Source organism: Bradyrhizobium sp. 132 (assembly GCF_023074185.1).
In the GTDB taxonomy this organism is placed as follows: domain Bacteria; phylum Pseudomonadota; class Alphaproteobacteria; order Rhizobiales; family Xanthobacteraceae; genus Bradyrhizobium.
The window spans coordinates 95,143-111,030 of the sequence record NZ_JADPKY010000097.1 but is presented as its reverse complement, the minus strand read 5'-3'; the positions used below and the strand labels follow the sequence as shown (position 1 = coordinate 111,030).

Genomic DNA, 15,888 nt, shown 5'->3' with positions numbered 1-15,888 from the left:
TAGCAGGATCGCAATGCGGTTGCGATGGGCGGTGCGGGTCAGCTCGCTGCGGCAGTATTGGGCTTGACGGGGCCCGCGGGCACACGGCGGAACCTCAACATGATGCGGGTTCCGGAATGGGTGGGGTCGCGCTCGACCGAAGCGTCGAGCTTGGTGGCCATGGCTGCGACGATGCGCTGGCCCATGCCGGTGGAGCGCGGATCGGCCTTGACGTTGTCGCCGACGCCGTCATCCCTGATCGCCAGCAGCAGATCGTCGCCCTGCGAGGTCAGCTCGACATGGATCGGGCCGGCGCCGTCAGGATAGGCGTATTTCACCGCGTTCATCACCAGCTCGTTGACGATGATGCCGACGGCGACCGCACGGTCCGGATCGATCTCGACCGGTTCGGCCTTCAGCGTCAGGCGCGACATCCGGTCGCCTTCGGCCGAGCGGCGGAGATCCTCGAGCAGCGAGTCCAGATACTGGTTCAGCACCACGCTCTTCAGGTCTTGCGAGGTGTAGAGGCGGCGGTGCACCTGCGCGACCGCGGCGACGCGGCCCATCGCATTGGTCAACGCCGCCTTGACCTCGTCCTGCGCGGCGGAGCTTGCCTGTAGATGCAGCAGCGAGGCGATGATCTGGAGCGAGTTGCCGACGCGGTGGTTGACCTCGCGCAGCAGCAGTTCGCGTTCGGCGGCCAGCGCTGCGTAGCGGTCGCGCGAGGCATGGATCTCGGCTTCGGCCTCCTCGCGCGCCTTCTGCAATTCGGCCTGGCGCAGCGCGCCCTCGGCCGCGACGTGAAGCAGGGGGATGAAGTCGCCCTTGACGTCCTTGACGAGATAATCGGCCGCGCCCGCCTTCAGCGCCGTCACCGCGATGCTGGAATCCTGCGAGGCCGTGACGAACATCACGGGGGGTGCGCCGGGGATCGCCATGATCTGCTCCAGCGTCTCCAGCCCGTCGAGGCCGGGCATGTACTGGTCGAGCGCGACGACGTCGATGCCGCCGGTCGTCCCCGCGCGGCGGATGAGCTCGAGGCCTTCCTCACCGCTTGCGGCATGAAGGACCTTGTAGCCGCGCCGTGTCAGGCCGCGATCGACCAGGCGCGCCAGCGCGCCGTCGTCGTCGATGTAGAGCAGTGTTGGCGTGCGCTGGTTCATGAGGCGGCGGACGGGACCTGGATGACCGAGAAGAACAAGCCGAGCTGCCGGATGGCATTGGCGAAATTCTCGTAGTTCACGGGCTTGGTGATGTAAACGTTGCAGCCGAGCTCGTAGCAGCGCTTGATTTCCTGGGAATCGTCGGTGGTGGTCAGCACCACCACGGGCGAGGCCTTCAGATATTTGTTCTCCTTGATCTGCTTCAGGATGTCGATCCCGGTCATGTCGGGGAGGTTGAGATCGAGCAAGATCAGGAGTGCATTGCCCTTCTGCACGAGCCCGCTGCCGTCGGCCCCGAACAGGTGCTTCACCGCGTCCGTACCGTTGGCGAAGGAGATGATCTCGTTGTTGACGCCGGAGCGGCGGATGTTCCGCTCGATCAGTCGCGCATGTCCCTCGTCGTCCTCGATCATGATGATGCTGACGGGTTGAGTCATTGATCCGCGTTCCGGTTGCTGGCGTTCCAGGAGATGGGCAGCGTGATGGTGAAGCTACTGCCCGTATTCAGTTCCGATGATACCGACATGGTGCCGCCAAGGCGACGCACAAGTGCACGCACATGCGCGAGACCGATGCCCTGACCGGGCTTGTCCTGGGTTCCCGCGCGGCGAAACAGGTCGAATATCCGCTGGTGATCCTTCGGATCAATCCCGCGGCCGTTATCGCTGATCTCGAAGATAGCGTAGCCGAGCTTGGTACGCCCGCGGATTCTGATCTCGCCGGGGACGCCGGGCTTGAGATATTTGATGGCGTTGTCGATCAGATTGGAGAAGATCTGCTCCAGCGCGAGGCGGTCGCTGACCAGATCCGGCAGGGACGCGATGTGGATCTCGGCCTGTGCTTCGGCGGCCTGATGCGCCAGCGTCGACACGATCGCTTCGATCAGCCTGCGCGTGTCGATCTTTTCCGGCTGGAACTCACGCCGGCCCTCGCGGGTGAGATTGAGGATCGCCGAGATCAGGCGGTCCATCTTGGCGATCGACGACTTGATGAAGCTCAGCGCTTCGGAGAAATCCGCTGAAAGCTGCTTGTCGGGGCCTTCGAGCGCGATCTCGCCACCAGTCAGCGGCGGCCCGTTGGCCGGAACATGGGTGAGGCCGCCGATACGGCGGAAAATGTCGCCGCCGAGTTCTTCGAGTTCGCTGGTGAAGCCCATGATGTTGACGAGTGGCGAGCGCAGATCGTGGCTGACGATATAGGCAAAGCGCTGGATCTCGTTGTTGGCTTCGCGCAGATCGGCCGTGCGTTCGTCGACGATGGTCTCCAGATTGACATTGGCATCGCGCAGGCGCGCCTCGGCGTCGTCACGGGCGCGGGCCGAGCGCCGCACCAGCCAGATCGAGATCAGGGCCAGCAGCACGACGAGGCCGGAGCCAATGCCGGTCATCGACGCGGCGAGGGACTGGCTGCGGTCCGAGTTGACCGTTCGGAGCCGGAACAGCCGTTCTTCTTCCAAAATCATTTCCGACGCGACGTTGGCGATCGCGGCCGTGGCGTCGGTGGAGGCGAGCTTGCGGACCAGCGCTGCGGCCTTCTCGGGCTCACCCTGGCGGACGAAATCCATCTCCTGCACGAACTGGCCGAGCCGGGTCTCGATCGCCGCGCTGAGCCTCTCGATGCTTTCGCGTTGCGCCGGATTGTCGCCCGTCAGGCGCGTGAGCTTGTCGAGCGCCGGGATGATTGCTGCCACGGCCTTGTCATGGTCGGCCTGGAAATCCGCCGCTTGCGTCAGAAGGTAGCCACGGGCTGCGCTCTCGGCGCGCCGGATTTCCAGCAGGAGCGTGTTGATCTGGTTCTCCGCCTCGATGGTGTGAACCACCCATTTGCTGTCGTCTCTCGCCTTGTTGACGAGGTAGACCGAGCCGGCGCTGATCACGGTCAGCACCACAAGGCCCGCCGAGAACAGCAGGATCTGCCAAAATGCACGCCGTCGCTGCGCTTCAGCGATCACGACGGTCTCGCCTGATCAGGTTTAGCGGAATTCAAAACGCCCCCTCGGAACTGTCCCCGCCGACCAGAACGCGATCGGGGGGAAAGGGTTCCATGGGAGGCGGATTATTGCCGGCCGGGTTCCGTCTTGCCGGCGAGATACTGTTCCAGCCAATGGATGTGGTAGTCGCCGTTGATGATGTCGTCTTCGCGGACCAGCGCGCGGAACAGCGGCAGGGTGGTCTCGATGCCCTCGACCACCATCTCGTCCAGCGCCCGGCGCAGTCGCATCAGGCACTCGCCGCGGGTCTTGCCGTGCACGATCAGCTTGCCGACGAGCGAGTCGTAATAAGGCGGGATCGTGTAGCCCTGATAGACCGCGGAATCGATGCGCACACCGAGCCCCCCGGGTGGGTGATATTGCGTGATGCGGCCGGGCGAAGGACGGAAGGTCTGCGGATTCTCGGCGTTGATGCGGCACTCGATCGCGTGGCCGATGACCTGAACCTCTTCCTGCCTCGCCGGCAGGTCGCCGCCGGCGGCGATGCGGATCTGCTCGAGCACCAGGTCGATGTCGGTGATGCTCTCGGTGACGGGATGCTCGACCTGGATGCGGGTGTTCATCTCGATGAAGTAGAACTCGCCGTCCTCGAACAGGAATTCGATGGTGCCGACGCCGAGATATTTCATCTCGCGCATCGCCTTGGCGCAGGTCTCGCCGATCTTGGCGCGCGCTGCCGCGGCCAGCACGGGCGAGGGGCCTTCCTCCCAGACCTTCTGGTGGCGCCGCTGCAGCGAGCAGTCGCGTTCGCCGAGATGGATCGCACCGCCGCGGCCGTCGCCGAGGATCTGGATTTCGATGTGGCGCGGCTTCTGGAGATATTTTTCGAGGTAGACGGAGGCATCGCCAAAGGCGGATTTGGCCTCGTTGGCGGCCGTCGACAGCGCCATCTGAAGGTCGCCCTCGCTCTGCGCCACCTTCATGCCGCGGCCGCCGCCGCCGGCTGCGGCCTTCACGAGCACCGGGAAGCCGATCTTCCTGGCGATTGCCATCGCGTCGTCGTTGGGGCCGACGCCTCCGTCGGAACCGGGCACCACGGGAATGCCGAGCTTCCTGGCAGTCCTCTTGGCTTCGATCTTGTCGCCCATCAGGCGGATGTGCTCGGCCTTCGGGCCGATGAAATGCAGATTGTGCTCGGAGAGGATCTCCGCGAAGCGCGCGTTCTCCGAGAGGAAACCGTAGCCGGGATGCACGGCATCGGCGCCGGTGATCTCGCAGGCCGCGAGCAGCGCGGGCACGTTGAGGTAGCTGTCCTTGGACGCCGGTGGCCCGATGCACACGCTCTCGTCCGACAGGCGCACATGCATGGCATCGGCATCGGCGGTGGAGTGCACGGCGACGGTCGCGATCCCGAGCTCCTTGCAGGCGCGCAGGATGCGAAGGGCGATCTCGCCGCGATTGGCTATGAGGATCTTGTCGAACATGGTGTCCTTAAGGGACTGGCGCGCGGGAAGCGGCGAGGGCTTTGTTGGCCTCGACCGTCACTCAATGATGACGAGCGGCTCGCCGTACTCGACCGGCTGGCCGTCTTCGATCACGATCTGCGTCACCGTGCCGGCGCGCGGCGAGGGGATCTGGTTCATGGTCTTCATGGCTTCGATGATCAGCAGCGTCTGGCCGACCGCGACCTTGCTGCCGACCTCGATGAACGGCTTGGCGCCGGGCTCCGGCGCCCAATAGGCGGTGCCGACCATCGGCGAGGTCACGGCGCCGGGATGCTTCGACAGGTCGGCAGCGGCTGGCGCGGTGACAGCTGCGGCCGCCTGGAGGGCGGCGGGGGCGGCTGCCATCTGCATCGGCATGGTCGCAGCGACGCTGACGTTGCGGGCGACGCGCAGGCGCAGGCCGGAACGCTCGATCTCGATCTCGGTGAGGCTGGTCTCATCGAGCAGCAAAGCGAGCTCGCGGACGAGGGCGGAATCCTCGCTGGAAAACTTTGCGGCTGCTTTGTCGTCTGGCTGGCGCGCCATGTTGTTTGATCCGAATGTTCTGTGTGAAGAGGGAGCGTCAGGCTTTGGGCGTGATGCCGAGCTTGGCGGCAAGGCCCTGGATGGCGAGGCGGTAGCCCTCGATGCCGAAACCGCAGAGCGAGGCGAAGGCCGCGCGCGCGGTGTAGGAGTGGTGACGGAAGCTCTCGCGGGCGTGGATGTTGGTCACGTGCACTTCGACCGTCGGGATCTGCACCGCGAGCAGCGCGTCGTGCAGCGCGATCGAGGTGTGTGAATAGCCGCCGGCATTGATGATGATGCCCTTCATCTTGCGCCCATGCGCCTCGTGGATGAAGTCGATCAGCTCACCTTCGCGGTTGGACTGCCGGCAGTCGGCCTTGAGGCCGAACGTCGCCGCCGTCTCCCGGCACAGCGCCTCGACGTCGGCCAGCGTCGCATGGCCGTACTTCTCGGGCTCCCGCGTCCCCAACATGTTGAGGTTCGGCCCGTTCAGAACAAGGATCGTGTCGGTTGCTGGTTCGGCCATTCCAATCCCGCAAGAGGTGCTTCGGCGTGGCGGGGGTTATAGGTAACAAAGCGCGTGAGGGGAAGCCTTGAAGGACCTCCCAGGGGGCTTCAGATACCTCATCCGGGGTGCAAAAACCTGTGCGGAAGCTACGGAAATTGCTTGTTAACCAGTCCAAAGCATGGCTGCCGGGAGGGCCCATGGGCAGAAGCCAGCCAATAGAGCAGAAGCCCCTGCCGATCGCTCGGCAAGGGCTCACTTTGGGCTTCAGCGAAGTGGCTTAGCCTTCGATGATGTACACGATCTCACGCGTCTGGGGACGGACGATGACGTACTTGCCGTGCACCAAGATCACATCGTAGCCGCGCCATTCCGGATAGATTTCCACGATCTGGGGCGGCAGCGGGTGGAATCGGACGGACGCCGGGACGGCCGTGCCGACCGAAATGTTGAAGTTGACGTTCGTGGTCTCTTCGATCTTGGTCGACTTGATGGCCGTCGAGATCTGGCTCCGCTTCTCGGGAGGCGGTGCGGAGGCGGTGGCGGAGGCGTTACCGGTCGTGGTCTGCGACTTGCTGTCCGCGCCCTTGGTCTCCGCGCCCTTGGTCTGGGCGTTCATGTTGCCGCTCTTGGTGTCCGTCTCCGTGCTCTTGGACTTATCCATCTGGGATTTGTCGGTCTGCGATTTGTCCATGGTGCTCTTGGACTTGTCCTGCTGGGACTTGTCCTGCGCGCGTTCGTCGGTGCGCTGGCCCTTGGTCGCGCCGGCCTTGTCCTCAGCCGCGTTCTTGTTCATCTCGCGGCCCGAATGCTCGTCCTTGGTCGCACCCGAGGACTTCTCCTCCGCGGACGTGCCGGACTTCATGCTGCTGGAGCCGCCGGCCTGGCCAACGGTGCCCTTCTCCTGGGTCGACTCGCGGCCCATCGAACCGCCGCGCTCGGCGGCGCCGCCGGAAGGCTGCGAATGCTGCATCTGCGCACCACCGGCGCCACCACCGCTGTCGCGGTTCGTGGTGCCCTGTGCGTTTGCCAGACCCGTGCCCGCGACCAGCGCGAGCGCGGCAACCGAGATCATAAAGCGGTTAGACATAGAATTCTCCTCACGTGTCTCTTTGCGTCATTGCCCGCGCCGACAACGAAAGGAGATTTGAGTTGTTCCGGAACATCGGGGGTTCCGGGGCATTTGTTTCCTAAACGCGAGATGAACGCGTACGTCGGATTCGCGCCACGTTCGCGATGAAAGCAGTGCCAACAAAAAAAGCCGGCTCATCAGCCGGCCTTTTCTCATCGTGTCGTTGTAAATGCGCGCTCAGCAAGTCGCCTTGCCGCAGCGGGCAATGCCGATCTTTTCCTTGAGGCCCTCGACACCGATGGCGCCAACAACGATCTGCTTGCCGATCACATAGCTCGGCGTGCCATTCATGCCCATCGCTTCCGCGAGCTTGAAGTTCTCCTCGATGGTGGTGCGCACCTCGGCGCTGCCGATGTCCTTCTCGATCTTGGCGGTGTCGAGACCGGCTTCCTTGGCCGCCTGAAGCGCGCGCGCCTTGTCGGCCGCGCCACGGCCGCCGAGCAGCTTCTGATGGAAATCGAGATATTTCTTGCCGGAGGGATCCTGCATGCGCACCGCGACCGCGACCTGGGCTGCTTCGACCGAGCCCTGGCTCAGCACCGGAAACTCCTTCAGCACGACCTTCAGCTTCGGATCGGCCTTCATGAGGTCGAGCATGTCGCCCATGGCGCGCTTGCAGTAGCCGCAATTGTAGTCGAAGAACTCGACGAAGGTGACGTCGCCGTCCTTGTTGCCGAGCACGACCTGGCGCGGCGAGTTGAAGATCGCATCGGAATTCTGCGCGATGCTGGCCTCGTGCTTCTGCGTCTCGGCCGTGGCTTGGCGCTTGGTGAGCTCGGTCATCGCCTCCTCGAGCACCTCGGGATGAGTGACGAGGTAGTTCTTGATGATCGCCTCGATGTCGGTGCGCTGGGCATCGGAGAAGCTGTCGGCCGACGCGGGCGCGGCCGCGCCGAACAGGGCGAGCGCGAACAGCGCGGGAGCAAGCAGGCGCAGCGAAGGCATAGGCAAATCCTCTTATCCAAAGCAGGTTTCGGAAAACGTCCCGGCTGACTTAAGCTCGGTGTCGTGACGTGGTGGTGTAAGGCGTAGCTTGGTCGATTTAGTTGCGCGACGGTTTTGACGCCACGATGTCGTCGGCCTTGACCCATCCGGGCGTGCCGACGGCGAAACGGGTTTTCGCGCGCGTCGCAAGCTCGCGGGCGGTCTTGTTGTCGCCGCGCAGATAAGCGGCCTGTGCCGACGCCAGATCCGCCTCGGCATAGTCTCCCTTCCGGCCATAGGCCATCGCGAGCTGCATGTAGCCGAGCTGGGCCTCCGGTTCCCGTGCCACCGCGCTCCTGAGAATCCGAACGGCGTCATCGGTGTAGGCTTTATTATCGGACCCAACCAGCGCCTGCCCAAGTAACATCTCGATGAGGGGCGCGTTGTTCGAGAGTGCGACAGCCTTGCGCAGGGCGGGAATCGCCTCGGCCGGCTTGCCACCTTCCAGCAGGGCCTGGCCGCGCACCTCGTAAAAATACGCATTGTTGGGCTGGACCTGGATCAACGCGTCGATCTGGGCGAGCGCGCTGCGCAAATCCCCGTGGAGATAGGTGCTGATGGCGCGGGCATAGCGCGCCGGCATGCTGTCGTTCGTCTGGGGATAGCGGCGGTAGACCGTCTCGGGCCGCTCCATGAAGGCGGAGATCTTGGCGCGCACCATGTCGTGGCGGAGCTGGAGCGCGGGATCGTCCTTCTTGTCCCAATAGGGGCTGGCGCTGGCGAATTGCTGGAGTGCAGCGACGCGCTCTGCGGGCATCGGGTGCGACTGGAGATAGGGATCGGTGCCGCGTGCCGCGAACAGGCTCTCGCTGGTGAAGCGCTTGAAGGTCTCGTACATGCCCTTCGGCGATTGCTGGGTCGCAGTCAGGAATTTCACGCCGGCGCGGTCGGCGTTCTCCTCCTGCTGACGCTGATAGGACAGCAGCGTACGGCGGATCATCTCCTGCGGTCCGGCGATCGCCGCCGCGCCGGCATTGGCCAGCCCATTGTTGCCGGCGCTGCCGCTGCCGCGTGTGCTGCCTGCGACCATCGCACCGGCGCCGAGCAGCATCGCGATGATCATCTGGGTCTGGGCGTTGGCGAGCTGCTCGCGCAGCTTGGACAGATGGCCGCCGGCCAGATGCCCGGTCTCGTGCGCGAGCACGCCGATGATCTGGTTCGGCGTCTCCGACTGAAGGATCGCACCGTAATTGACGAAGATGCGGCGACCATCGGCGACGAACGCGTTGAACGAGCCCTCGTTGACGATCACCATCTGGATGTTCTGCTTCTCCAGACCGGCGACGCGCAGGATCGGGCGCGTGTATTCGCGCAGGAGCTGTTCGGTCTCGGTGTCGCGCAGCACCGGCGGCCCCTTCATCTGCGCCTGCGCGGCCGGCAACGGCAGCAGCGCAATCGCAGCCGCCGTGACGAGGGCGGTGAGAACGGTGGCCTTCTTGCGCAATGCGATCTGGAGCAACATCAAGCGGTCTGGGTCAAACGGACTTGTTCAAGCAGCCTTGGTCAAGCATTCTTGGTCAAGGAGCTTCGTGATTGGTTTTGTCGATTGGCGGCGGACCGGATACGCGATATGCCCTTGTGCGCCTTACCCCTTATGAGCCGTACAATGCGGCCAGTCTGGGGCGCAAGCGCCCCGTTTCCGGACGGGACGGACCAGTCCGCCAGCGAATAGCAGAAATCGATGAACGATGCGACATTGAGGAACCGGTTGGGGCAGTGGCTCGAGCCCTCCCGCCGCAGCGATGTTCCCCCGTTCATGGTCATGGACGTCATGGCCGCGGCGGCCCGAATCGAGGCGGCCGGGGGCCACGTCATCCACATGGAGGTCGGCCAGCCCGCCGCCGGCGCGCCGAAGACCGCGATTGCGGCCGCCCATGCGGCGCTCGATGCGGGTCGGATCGATTATACCTCCGCGCTCGGCATCCCCAGCCTGCGCGAGCGCATCGCGCGACACTATCGCGACGCCTATGGCTGTGACGTCAGCCCCGAGCGGGTCGTGGTGACCACGGGCTCCTCCGGCGGGTTCATTTTGGCTTTCCTGGCGATGTTCGAGCCCGGCGACCGCGTCGCCGTGACGGTGCCGGGCTATCCGCCATACCGTCATATCCTCACCGCGCTCGGCTGCGAGCCGGTGCTGATCGAGACCACGAACGAGACGCGCCATGCGCTGACCGGCGAGGCCTTGCTGGCCGCCCACCGCAAGGCGCCGCTGAAGGGCGTGCTGGTCGGCAGCCCCGCCAATCCGACCGGGACGATGATGTCCCGCGAGGCGCTCGCTGGCCTGATCGCGGCGGCGGAAGACGCGAGCATCCGTTTCATCTCGGATGAGATCTATCACGGGCTCGACTATGCGTTTCCCGCGGTGACGGCGGCAGCGCTGTCGGACCGCGCACTCGTGATCAACTCCTTCTCGAAGTATTTTTGCATGACGGGCTGGCGTGTTGGCTGGATGGTCGTGCCCGAAATTCTGGTGCGGCCGATCGAGCGGCTCCAGCAGAACTTGTCGATCTCGGTGCCGTCGCTGTCGCAGATCGCGGCCGAGGCTGCCTTCGACGGCGCGGCCGAGATGGAGGAGATCAAGCACGGCTATCAGGAAAACCGGCGCATCCTGATCGAGGGATTGCCCAAGGCCGGCCTGACCAGGTTTCTGCCGGCCGACGGCGCATTCTATCTCTATGCGGACGTCTCGGACTTCACCTCCGACGGTTTCGAGTTCGCCAAGCAGATGCTGGAGCAGGCGCACGTCGCGGTCACGCCAGGCCTCGACTTCGATCCCATCCACGGTCGTTCATTCATACGCCTCTCTTATGCGCGTTCGGCAGAGGAGATGCGGGAAGCAGTTGACCGGATCGCTCACTGGCTTAAATAGCCGCGAGTTTTCGACAGCCTTCTTCGACAGCCTCCGGAGTTCAATTTTGTCTGACCGTTCCGTCCCGTCCACCGCCACTTCTCATTCTTCTCTCGCCGCATTGATGTGGCCGACCCGGCCGGGTGAAGCCGTCGGCGCACGTCGCGCGCTCGTGCTGATTGCGCTCGGCACCGGCTTGATGGCGCTGTCCGCCAAGGTGAACCTGCCGCTGCCTTACGTGCCCATGACATTGCAGACGCTGGTCGTGTTGATGATCGGTGCCGCCTATGGCTGGCGGCTTGGCAGCGCAACCATGGTTGCCTACCTCGCTGAGGGGGCGATGGGCCTGCCGGTATTCGCCGGTCCGGTCGGTGGAATTGCACCGCTGGTCGGCCCGACCGCGGGCTATTTGTTCGGCTTCATTGGCGCTGCCTTCGTCACCGGCTGGCTCGCCGAGCGCGGTTGGGACCGCAGCGTGGTGCTGCTGTTTGCGGCCATGGCCGTGGGCCACATCCTCATTCTGGCCGCGGGCTTTGGCTGGCTGGCCTTCGGCCTCGGCCTGGGCGCCGCGAAGGCGTGGCAGGTCGGCCTGCTGCCGTTCGTTGCGGCCTCGCTGGTCAAGAACGCGCTTGGCGCGACGTTGATGCCGGCGATACGCCGGGTCGTCGATCGCCGGTAATACGCGCAATAGCGAGCAGTTCCAATTGACAGGGCCGGCCAAGTTGATCTTGGCTGGCTCTGAGTTGAGGGGGAGTGAAACATGACGACGACAACGATGGCGGGGGCGCCGGTCGTGCCGCCCGCCGCCAAGCCGTGGTACAAGGTTCTCTATGTCCAGGTGCTGATCGCGATCGTGCTCGGCGCCATCGTCGGCTGGCTTTGGCCGTCAATCGCCACCAACGAATGGGTCAAGGCGCTCGGCGACGGCTTCATCAAACTGATCAAGATGGTGATCGCGCCGATCATCTTCTGCACCGTGGTCTCGGGCATCGCACATATTCAAGACGCCAAGAAGGTCGGCCGCATCGGCGTCAAGGCGCTGGTCTATTTCGAGATCGTCTCGACCTTCGCGCTGGTGATCGGACTCATCATCGGCAATCTGGTGAAGCCGGGTGCGGGCTTCGGCAGCGCCGCGGCCAACGCGCAGGCCGTCGCCAACTACGCCAAGCAGGCCGAAGGCCAGAGGTCGGTCGACTTCGTGCTGCATATCATTCCGGACACCGTCGTCGGCGCCTTCGCGCAAGGCGAGATCCTGCAGGTGCTGCTGTTCTCGGTGCTGTTCGGCTTCGCCATCATGGGGCTCGGCGAGCGCGGTCACACCATCCGCAGCTTCATCGACGACGCCGCGCATGCGGTGTTCGGAGTCATCTCCATCGTGATGCGCGCGGCGCCGATCGGCGCCTTCGGCGCGATGGCCTACACCATCGGCAAGTTCGGCACCGGGGCGATCCTCAACCTGGTCGGCCTGATCGCGACGTTCTACCTGACCGCGGCGCTGTTCGTGTTCGTCGTGCTCGGTACCATCGCGCGCTTCGCGGGCTTCTCCATCTTCAAGTTCCTCGCCTACATCAAGGACGAGCTGCTGATTGTGCTCGGCACCTCGTCCTCGGAAAGCGCGTTGCCGTCCTTGATGGAAAAGCTCGAGCGCCTCGGCTGCTCGAAGTCGGTGGTCGGCCTCGTGGTGCCCACGGGCTATTCGTTCAATCTCGACGGCACCAACATCTACATGACGCTGGCGACGCTGTTCATCGCGCAGGCGCTGGGTTTCGATCTCACCTTCGGCCAGCAGCTGACGATCCTGGTGGTGGCGATGCTGACCTCGAAGGGGGCCTCCGGTATCACCGGCGCGGGCTTCATCACGCTGGCGGCAACGCTCGCCGTGGTCGATCCGCGCCTCGTGCCGGGCATGGCGATCGTGCTCGGCATCGACAAGTTCATGAGCGAGTGCCGCGCGCTGACCAATCTGTGCGGCAACGGCGTGGCCTGCGTGATCGTCGCCTGGTGGGAGGGCGAACTCGATCGCGACAAGCTCAACGCCAACCTCGCCAGGCAGATCGATCCGACCGACATGGAAACGGCTGTCACGACGGACTGATTTGCTGGTTGCCTGTGACGGCGCTAGCTGCGCCGTCAGGTCGCGAAATAACAGGGCTGGTCGAGATCCTCGATCAGCCCTTTTTCTTTCGGCGTCCAGCCGAGAGCAGCACGCGTCTTCGCGCTCGAGGTCGGAACGTCGATGCCCACGAACTGTGCGAACCAGCCGAAATGCGCGGCCGCTTCCTCCGGCGATTTGGACACGACGGGCACGCCGAGCCGTCGGCCGATCACCTCCGCAATCGCCTTGAACGGCACGCCTTCCTCCGCGATCGCGTGATAGTGCTTCGTGGTTGCGCCTTGCTCCAGCGCCAGCCGATAGACGCGCGCGGCATCGAAGCGATGCGCGGCGGGCCAGCGGTTGCGGCCGTCGCCGACATAGGCTGACACGCCTTTCTGACGCGCAAGGTTGATGAGGATCGGGACGAAGCCGTGATCGCCCTCGCCATGGGTGGACGGCGGAAGACGAACCACGGCTGCGCGGACGCCGGTCAGCGACAACGCAGTCGATTCCGACAGGCGTGGAAAGCCGTGCGCGGACTCGTCGTCCTCGGTCGCGAGGCGGCCGGGGGCGAGCAGCGCGACGCCGGAGGTGACGATGAGCGGACGATCAGAGCCGTTGAGCTCCTCGCCGATCGCCAGGATCGCGCGGCGGTCGAGCTCGCAATTGTCCAGAAACTTCGAGAAGTCGTGGTTGAAGCCGAGGTGCAGGACGCCGTCCGAAGCAGCGGCGCCGCTGCGCAGGGACGTATGGTCCTCCAGCGACCCGCGATGGACCTCGGCGCCCATCGCGGCGAGGGCGGCTGCGCCGGTGTCGCTGCGGGCAAGGCCGGTAACGCGATGGCCGGCGGCGATCAGGTCCCGAACCACGGCGGAGCCGACGAAGCCGGTGGCGCCGGTGACGAAAACACGCATGAGTAATCTCCAAGAAACCTTTGAGAGGTTGGTGGAGACGACCATCTGCGCTAGGTTTATCCGGGTAAAGTAGTGAGATTATCAGGGTATAAGAGCTAACAGGATGAGCGAGACCGCGACAGCTGAGAACCTTTTGGGGACCTACCTTAGAGACCGCCGCACCCGGCTCGATGCCGCCGCGTTCGGGTTCGCCGGCAGCCGCAGGCGTACGCCCGGGCTGCGCCGCGAGGAGGTGGCTCAGCGCGCCAATATCAGCCCGACCTGGTACACATGGCTGGAGCAGGGCCGCGGCGGCGCGCCGTCGGCCGACGTGCTCGACCGCATCGCGCGTGCGCTGATGCTGACCGATGTCGAGCGCGAGCATCTGTTCCTGATCGGCCTCGGCCGACCGCCTGAGGTGCGTTACCAGGCGAGCGAAGGCGTCTCGCCGCGGCTGCAGCGCGTGCTCGACGCACTCGAAGTCAGCCCGGCGCTGGTGCGGACCGCGACCTGGGATGTCGTCGCCTGGAATCGTGCCGCAAGCGTGGTGCTGACCGACTACGGCGCGATCCCGCCGGGACAGCGCAACATCCTGCGCTTCATCTTCTGCGATCCCCGGGTGCGCGCAGCAAATCATGACTGGGACAGCGTGGCGCGGTTCGTGGTGGCAGCCTTCAGGGCCGATGCCGCGCGGGCGGGCGCGGTCTCGCATGTCGCCGATTTCGTCGATGAGCTCTGCCGCACCAGTCCGGAATTCGCGGCGCTGTGGCGCGACAACGACGTACGCCATCATGGCGACGGCACCAAGCGGCTGCGGCACCCAGTTCACGGCACCATGTCGTTCGAATATTCGAGCTTCAATGTCGAGGGCCGCTCCGATCTCAGCATGATCGTCTACAACCCGGCGGCACCCGAAGATGCCGAGCGGATCAAAAAGCTGCTCGCCGGGCTGGTCGACTGACGAGGACAGCCCCTGGTATCCGACCATGCGGCTGATCCGTCAGCGCGCCCCACGCGAATGGGACGGCCGGCTCGCGGTCGTCGCCGCGAGCACCGAAGGTTAGAACCGCTCCGGCCGGTAAGGCGTCGGATCAATCGCCGGCGTTTCGCCGCTCATCATTTCGGCGAGCAATCGTCCGGTTGCGGGGCCCAGCGTAAAACCCTGGTGGCCGTGGCCAAAGTTCATCCAGAGGCCGGGATGGCGTGGGGCAGGCCCGAGCACCGGCAGCATGTCGGGCGTGCAGGGGCGGGTGCCGAACCACGGATCGGGCTCGACGCGTTTGCCGAGGTCGATCAGCTCGCGCGCGGAGGCTTCGGCGCTGGCGAGCTGCACGGGCGTTGCGAGCGCGTCCAGGCCGGTCAGCTCCGCGCCGGTGGTGATGCGGATGCCCTTGGCCATCGGACCCATGGCGTAGCCACCGGCCTTGTCGACCAGCGGCAGATCGAGCGACGCGCCGCCGCTGTAATGCATGTGGTAGCCGCGCTTGCGGACCAGCGGAATGCGATAACCGAATTTGTGCAGCAGATCGGGCGACCACGGCCCGAGCGTCACGACGGCGTGGGCGGCATCGATGCGTCCCTGATCCGTATCGACCGACCAGCCGGTGGCGGTCTGCTGCAAGCTCTGGGCATCACCGAGCACGATGCTGCCGCCGAGGCGCTCGAACAGTTCGGCATAGGCCGTGACCAGCGCGCCGGGATCTGACACGGTCCAGGTGTCGAGCCAATGGATCGCACCGGGCAAATCGTCGCGCAGGACCGGTTCGGCCTTGGCGAGCTCGGCGCCCGAGAGCGCACGAAATCTCACGCCGAATTCGCGCTGGTCTTCTTCCGCCGATTTGACGGCGAGATCGAACGATGCAGCGTCGCGATGCAGATGGCGGTATCCCGCCCGGCGGATCAGATTGTCGGCATGGGCTTCGCGAATGAGGATGTCGTGCTCCACCGTCGCGTAGGCGATCAGCCGCGCCCAGGCGTCGGTCGCCTCGCGATGCCGCTTCGGCGCCGAATGCCACCAGTAACGGAGCAGGGGCTCGATATGGAGATGAAGCGACGACAAGCTGTAGCGCACGTCGTTGGTGCGGCCCGTGGCGATCTTCAGGAGCGAGGCGATGTCGCGCGGCATCGGATAGGGGCGGACCGCTTCCGCCTGGATCATCCCGGCATTGCCGTAGCTGGTTTCGCGGCCCGGCTCCCTGCGATCCACCAGCGTAACGGACCAGCCGCGCTGCTGGAGGTGCAGTGCCGCGCTAACGCCGATCATGCCGCCGCCAAGTACGATCGCGCTTTGCATCGGAATGACCTCGCCAAATCGAAACCGCCCGGTTTGGCCGGGCGGTTTCAACAGTCT

The 15,888-nt window shown here is 64.9% G+C and carries 15 protein-coding genes; 4 read left to right on the top strand and 11 right to left on the bottom strand.

Features of this window, described 5'->3' with window-relative positions; all coding sequences use genetic code 11:
• Positions 1-38 precede the first annotated feature (38 nt).
• From IVA74_RS19230 to IVA74_RS19190, 9 genes are all read right to left on the bottom strand, one after another.
• Complete coding sequence (locus tag IVA74_RS19230) at positions 39-1,142, bottom strand: histidine kinase dimerization/phosphoacceptor domain -containing protein (protein WP_247347202.1); 1,104 nt, start codon at positions 1,140-1,142, stop codon at positions 39-41.
• The gene (locus tag IVA74_RS19225) at positions 1,139-1,579 is read right to left on the bottom strand and encodes a response regulator (RefSeq protein ID WP_247347201.1); all 441 of its coding nucleotides are present in this window, start codon (positions 1,577-1,579) and stop codon (positions 1,139-1,141) included. Before IVA74_RS19225 ends, IVA74_RS19230 begins: the two co-directional genes overlap by 4 nt.
• The gene (locus IVA74_RS19220) at positions 1,576-3,093 is read right to left on the bottom strand and encodes a CHASE3 domain-containing protein (protein WP_247347197.1); all 1,518 of its coding nucleotides are present in this window, start codon (positions 3,091-3,093) and stop codon (positions 1,576-1,578) included. The genes IVA74_RS19225 and IVA74_RS19220 overlap by 4 nt, the downstream gene beginning before the upstream one ends.
• Before the next feature lie 104 nt (positions 3,094-3,197).
• Entirely contained in the window at positions 3,198-4,556 is a 1,359-nt protein-coding gene (gene accC / locus IVA74_RS19215; RefSeq protein ID WP_247347196.1) for an acetyl-CoA carboxylase biotin carboxylase subunit, read from the bottom strand.
• Between the two features lie 57 nt (positions 4,557-4,613).
• Positions 4,614-5,102 carry an acetyl-CoA carboxylase biotin carboxyl carrier protein gene (gene accB / locus IVA74_RS19210; RefSeq protein WP_247347195.1) on the bottom strand — a complete coding sequence of 163 codons (489 nt, stop codon included), beginning with the start codon at positions 5,100-5,102 and terminating at the stop codon, positions 4,614-4,616.
• Positions 5,103-5,139: 37 nt separating this feature from the next.
• Complete coding sequence (gene aroQ, locus IVA74_RS19205) at positions 5,140-5,607, bottom strand: type II 3-dehydroquinate dehydratase (RefSeq protein ID WP_247347194.1); 468 nt, start codon at positions 5,605-5,607, stop codon at positions 5,140-5,142.
• Between the two features lie 259 nt (positions 5,608-5,866).
• Entirely contained in the window at positions 5,867-6,676 is an 810-nt protein-coding gene (locus IVA74_RS19200) for a DUF1236 domain-containing protein (protein WP_247347193.1), read from the bottom strand.
• Between the two features lie 219 nt (positions 6,677-6,895).
• On the bottom strand, positions 6,896-7,663 hold the full coding sequence (locus IVA74_RS19195) for a DsbA family protein (protein WP_247347192.1): 768 nt from the start codon (positions 7,661-7,663) through the stop codon (positions 6,896-6,898).
• 97 nt (positions 7,664-7,760) lie between these two features.
• Positions 7,761-9,164, bottom strand: a complete 1,404-nt coding sequence (locus tag IVA74_RS19190) for a M48 family metalloprotease (RefSeq protein ID WP_247347191.1) — start codon at positions 9,162-9,164, stop codon at positions 7,761-7,763.
• A 219-nt stretch (positions 9,165-9,383) separates the two neighbouring features.
• Between IVA74_RS19190 and IVA74_RS19185 the strand changes: the two genes are divergently transcribed.
• The 3 genes from IVA74_RS19185 to IVA74_RS19175 all read left to right on the top strand — a co-directional run bounded on the left by IVA74_RS19185 (position 9,384) and on the right by IVA74_RS19175 (position 12,645).
• Positions 9,384-10,571: an aminotransferase class I/II-fold pyridoxal phosphate-dependent enzyme gene (locus IVA74_RS19185; RefSeq protein ID WP_247347189.1), complete on the top strand. Its 1,188-nt coding sequence runs from the start codon at positions 9,384-9,386 to the stop codon at positions 10,569-10,571.
• 103 nt (positions 10,572-10,674) lie between these two features.
• A complete protein-coding gene (locus IVA74_RS19180; protein WP_247347232.1) occupies positions 10,675-11,229 on the top strand; it encodes a biotin transporter BioY in 555 nt (184 codons plus the stop codon).
• A gap of 81 nt (positions 11,230-11,310) precedes the next feature.
• Complete coding sequence (locus IVA74_RS19175) at positions 11,311-12,645, top strand: dicarboxylate/amino acid:cation symporter (RefSeq protein WP_247347187.1); 1,335 nt, start codon at positions 11,311-11,313, stop codon at positions 12,643-12,645.
• A gap of 35 nt (positions 12,646-12,680) precedes the next feature.
• Here the strand turns inward: IVA74_RS19175 and IVA74_RS19170 are convergent, their stop codons facing one another.
• Complete coding sequence (locus IVA74_RS19170) at positions 12,681-13,559, bottom strand: SDR family oxidoreductase (RefSeq protein WP_247347185.1); 879 nt, start codon at positions 13,557-13,559, stop codon at positions 12,681-12,683.
• A gap of 103 nt (positions 13,560-13,662) precedes the next feature.
• On the opposite strand from IVA74_RS19170, the gene IVA74_RS19165 reads away from it, so the two are divergent.
• Entirely contained in the window at positions 13,663-14,499 is an 837-nt protein-coding gene (locus IVA74_RS19165) for a helix-turn-helix transcriptional regulator (RefSeq protein WP_247347183.1), read from the top strand.
• A 99-nt stretch (positions 14,500-14,598) separates the two neighbouring features.
• On the opposite strand, the gene IVA74_RS19160 is transcribed toward IVA74_RS19165, so the two are convergent.
• Positions 14,599-15,831, bottom strand: coding sequence for an FAD-binding oxidoreductase (locus IVA74_RS19160; RefSeq protein WP_247347181.1), 1,233 nt, complete (start codon positions 15,829-15,831; stop codon positions 14,599-14,601).
• Positions 15,832-15,888: the final 57 nt, after the last annotated feature.

Coding starts and splice junctions, on each gene's coding strand:
- IVA74_RS19230 (WP_247347202.1), bottom strand. CDS start 1,142: ATGAACCAGCGCACGCCAACACTGCTCTACATCGACGACGACGGCGCG.
- IVA74_RS19225 (WP_247347201.1), bottom strand. CDS start 1,579: ATGACTCAACCCGTCAGCATCATCATGATCGAGGACGACGAGGGACAT.
- accC (WP_247347196.1), bottom strand. CDS start 4,556: ATGTTCGACAAGATCCTCATAGCCAATCGCGGCGAGATCGCCCTTCGC.
- accB (WP_247347195.1), bottom strand. CDS start 5,102: ATGGCGCGCCAGCCAGACGACAAAGCAGCCGCAAAGTTTTCCAGCGAG.
- aroQ (WP_247347194.1), bottom strand. CDS start 5,607: ATGGCCGAACCAGCAACCGACACGATCCTTGTTCTGAACGGGCCGAAC.
- IVA74_RS19200 (WP_247347193.1), bottom strand. CDS start 6,676: ATGTCTAACCGCTTTATGATCTCGGTTGCCGCGCTCGCGCTGGTCGCG.
- IVA74_RS19195 (WP_247347192.1), bottom strand. CDS start 7,663: ATGCCTTCGCTGCGCCTGCTTGCTCCCGCGCTGTTCGCGCTCGCCCTG.
- IVA74_RS19190 (WP_247347191.1), bottom strand. CDS start 9,164: ATGTTGCTCCAGATCGCATTGCGCAAGAAGGCCACCGTTCTCACCGCC.
- IVA74_RS19185 (WP_247347189.1), top strand. CDS start 9,384: ATGAACGATGCGACATTGAGGAACCGGTTGGGGCAGTGGCTCGAGCCC.
- IVA74_RS19180 (WP_247347232.1), top strand. CDS start 10,675: ATGTGGCCGACCCGGCCGGGTGAAGCCGTCGGCGCACGTCGCGCGCTC.
- IVA74_RS19175 (WP_247347187.1), top strand. CDS start 11,311: ATGACGACGACAACGATGGCGGGGGCGCCGGTCGTGCCGCCCGCCGCC.
- IVA74_RS19170 (WP_247347185.1), bottom strand. CDS start 13,559: ATGCGTGTTTTCGTCACCGGCGCCACCGGCTTCGTCGGCTCCGCCGTG.
- IVA74_RS19165 (WP_247347183.1), top strand. CDS start 13,663: ATGAGCGAGACCGCGACAGCTGAGAACCTTTTGGGGACCTACCTTAGA.
- IVA74_RS19160 (WP_247347181.1), bottom strand. CDS start 15,831: ATGCAAAGCGCGATCGTACTTGGCGGCGGCATGATCGGCGTTAGCGCG.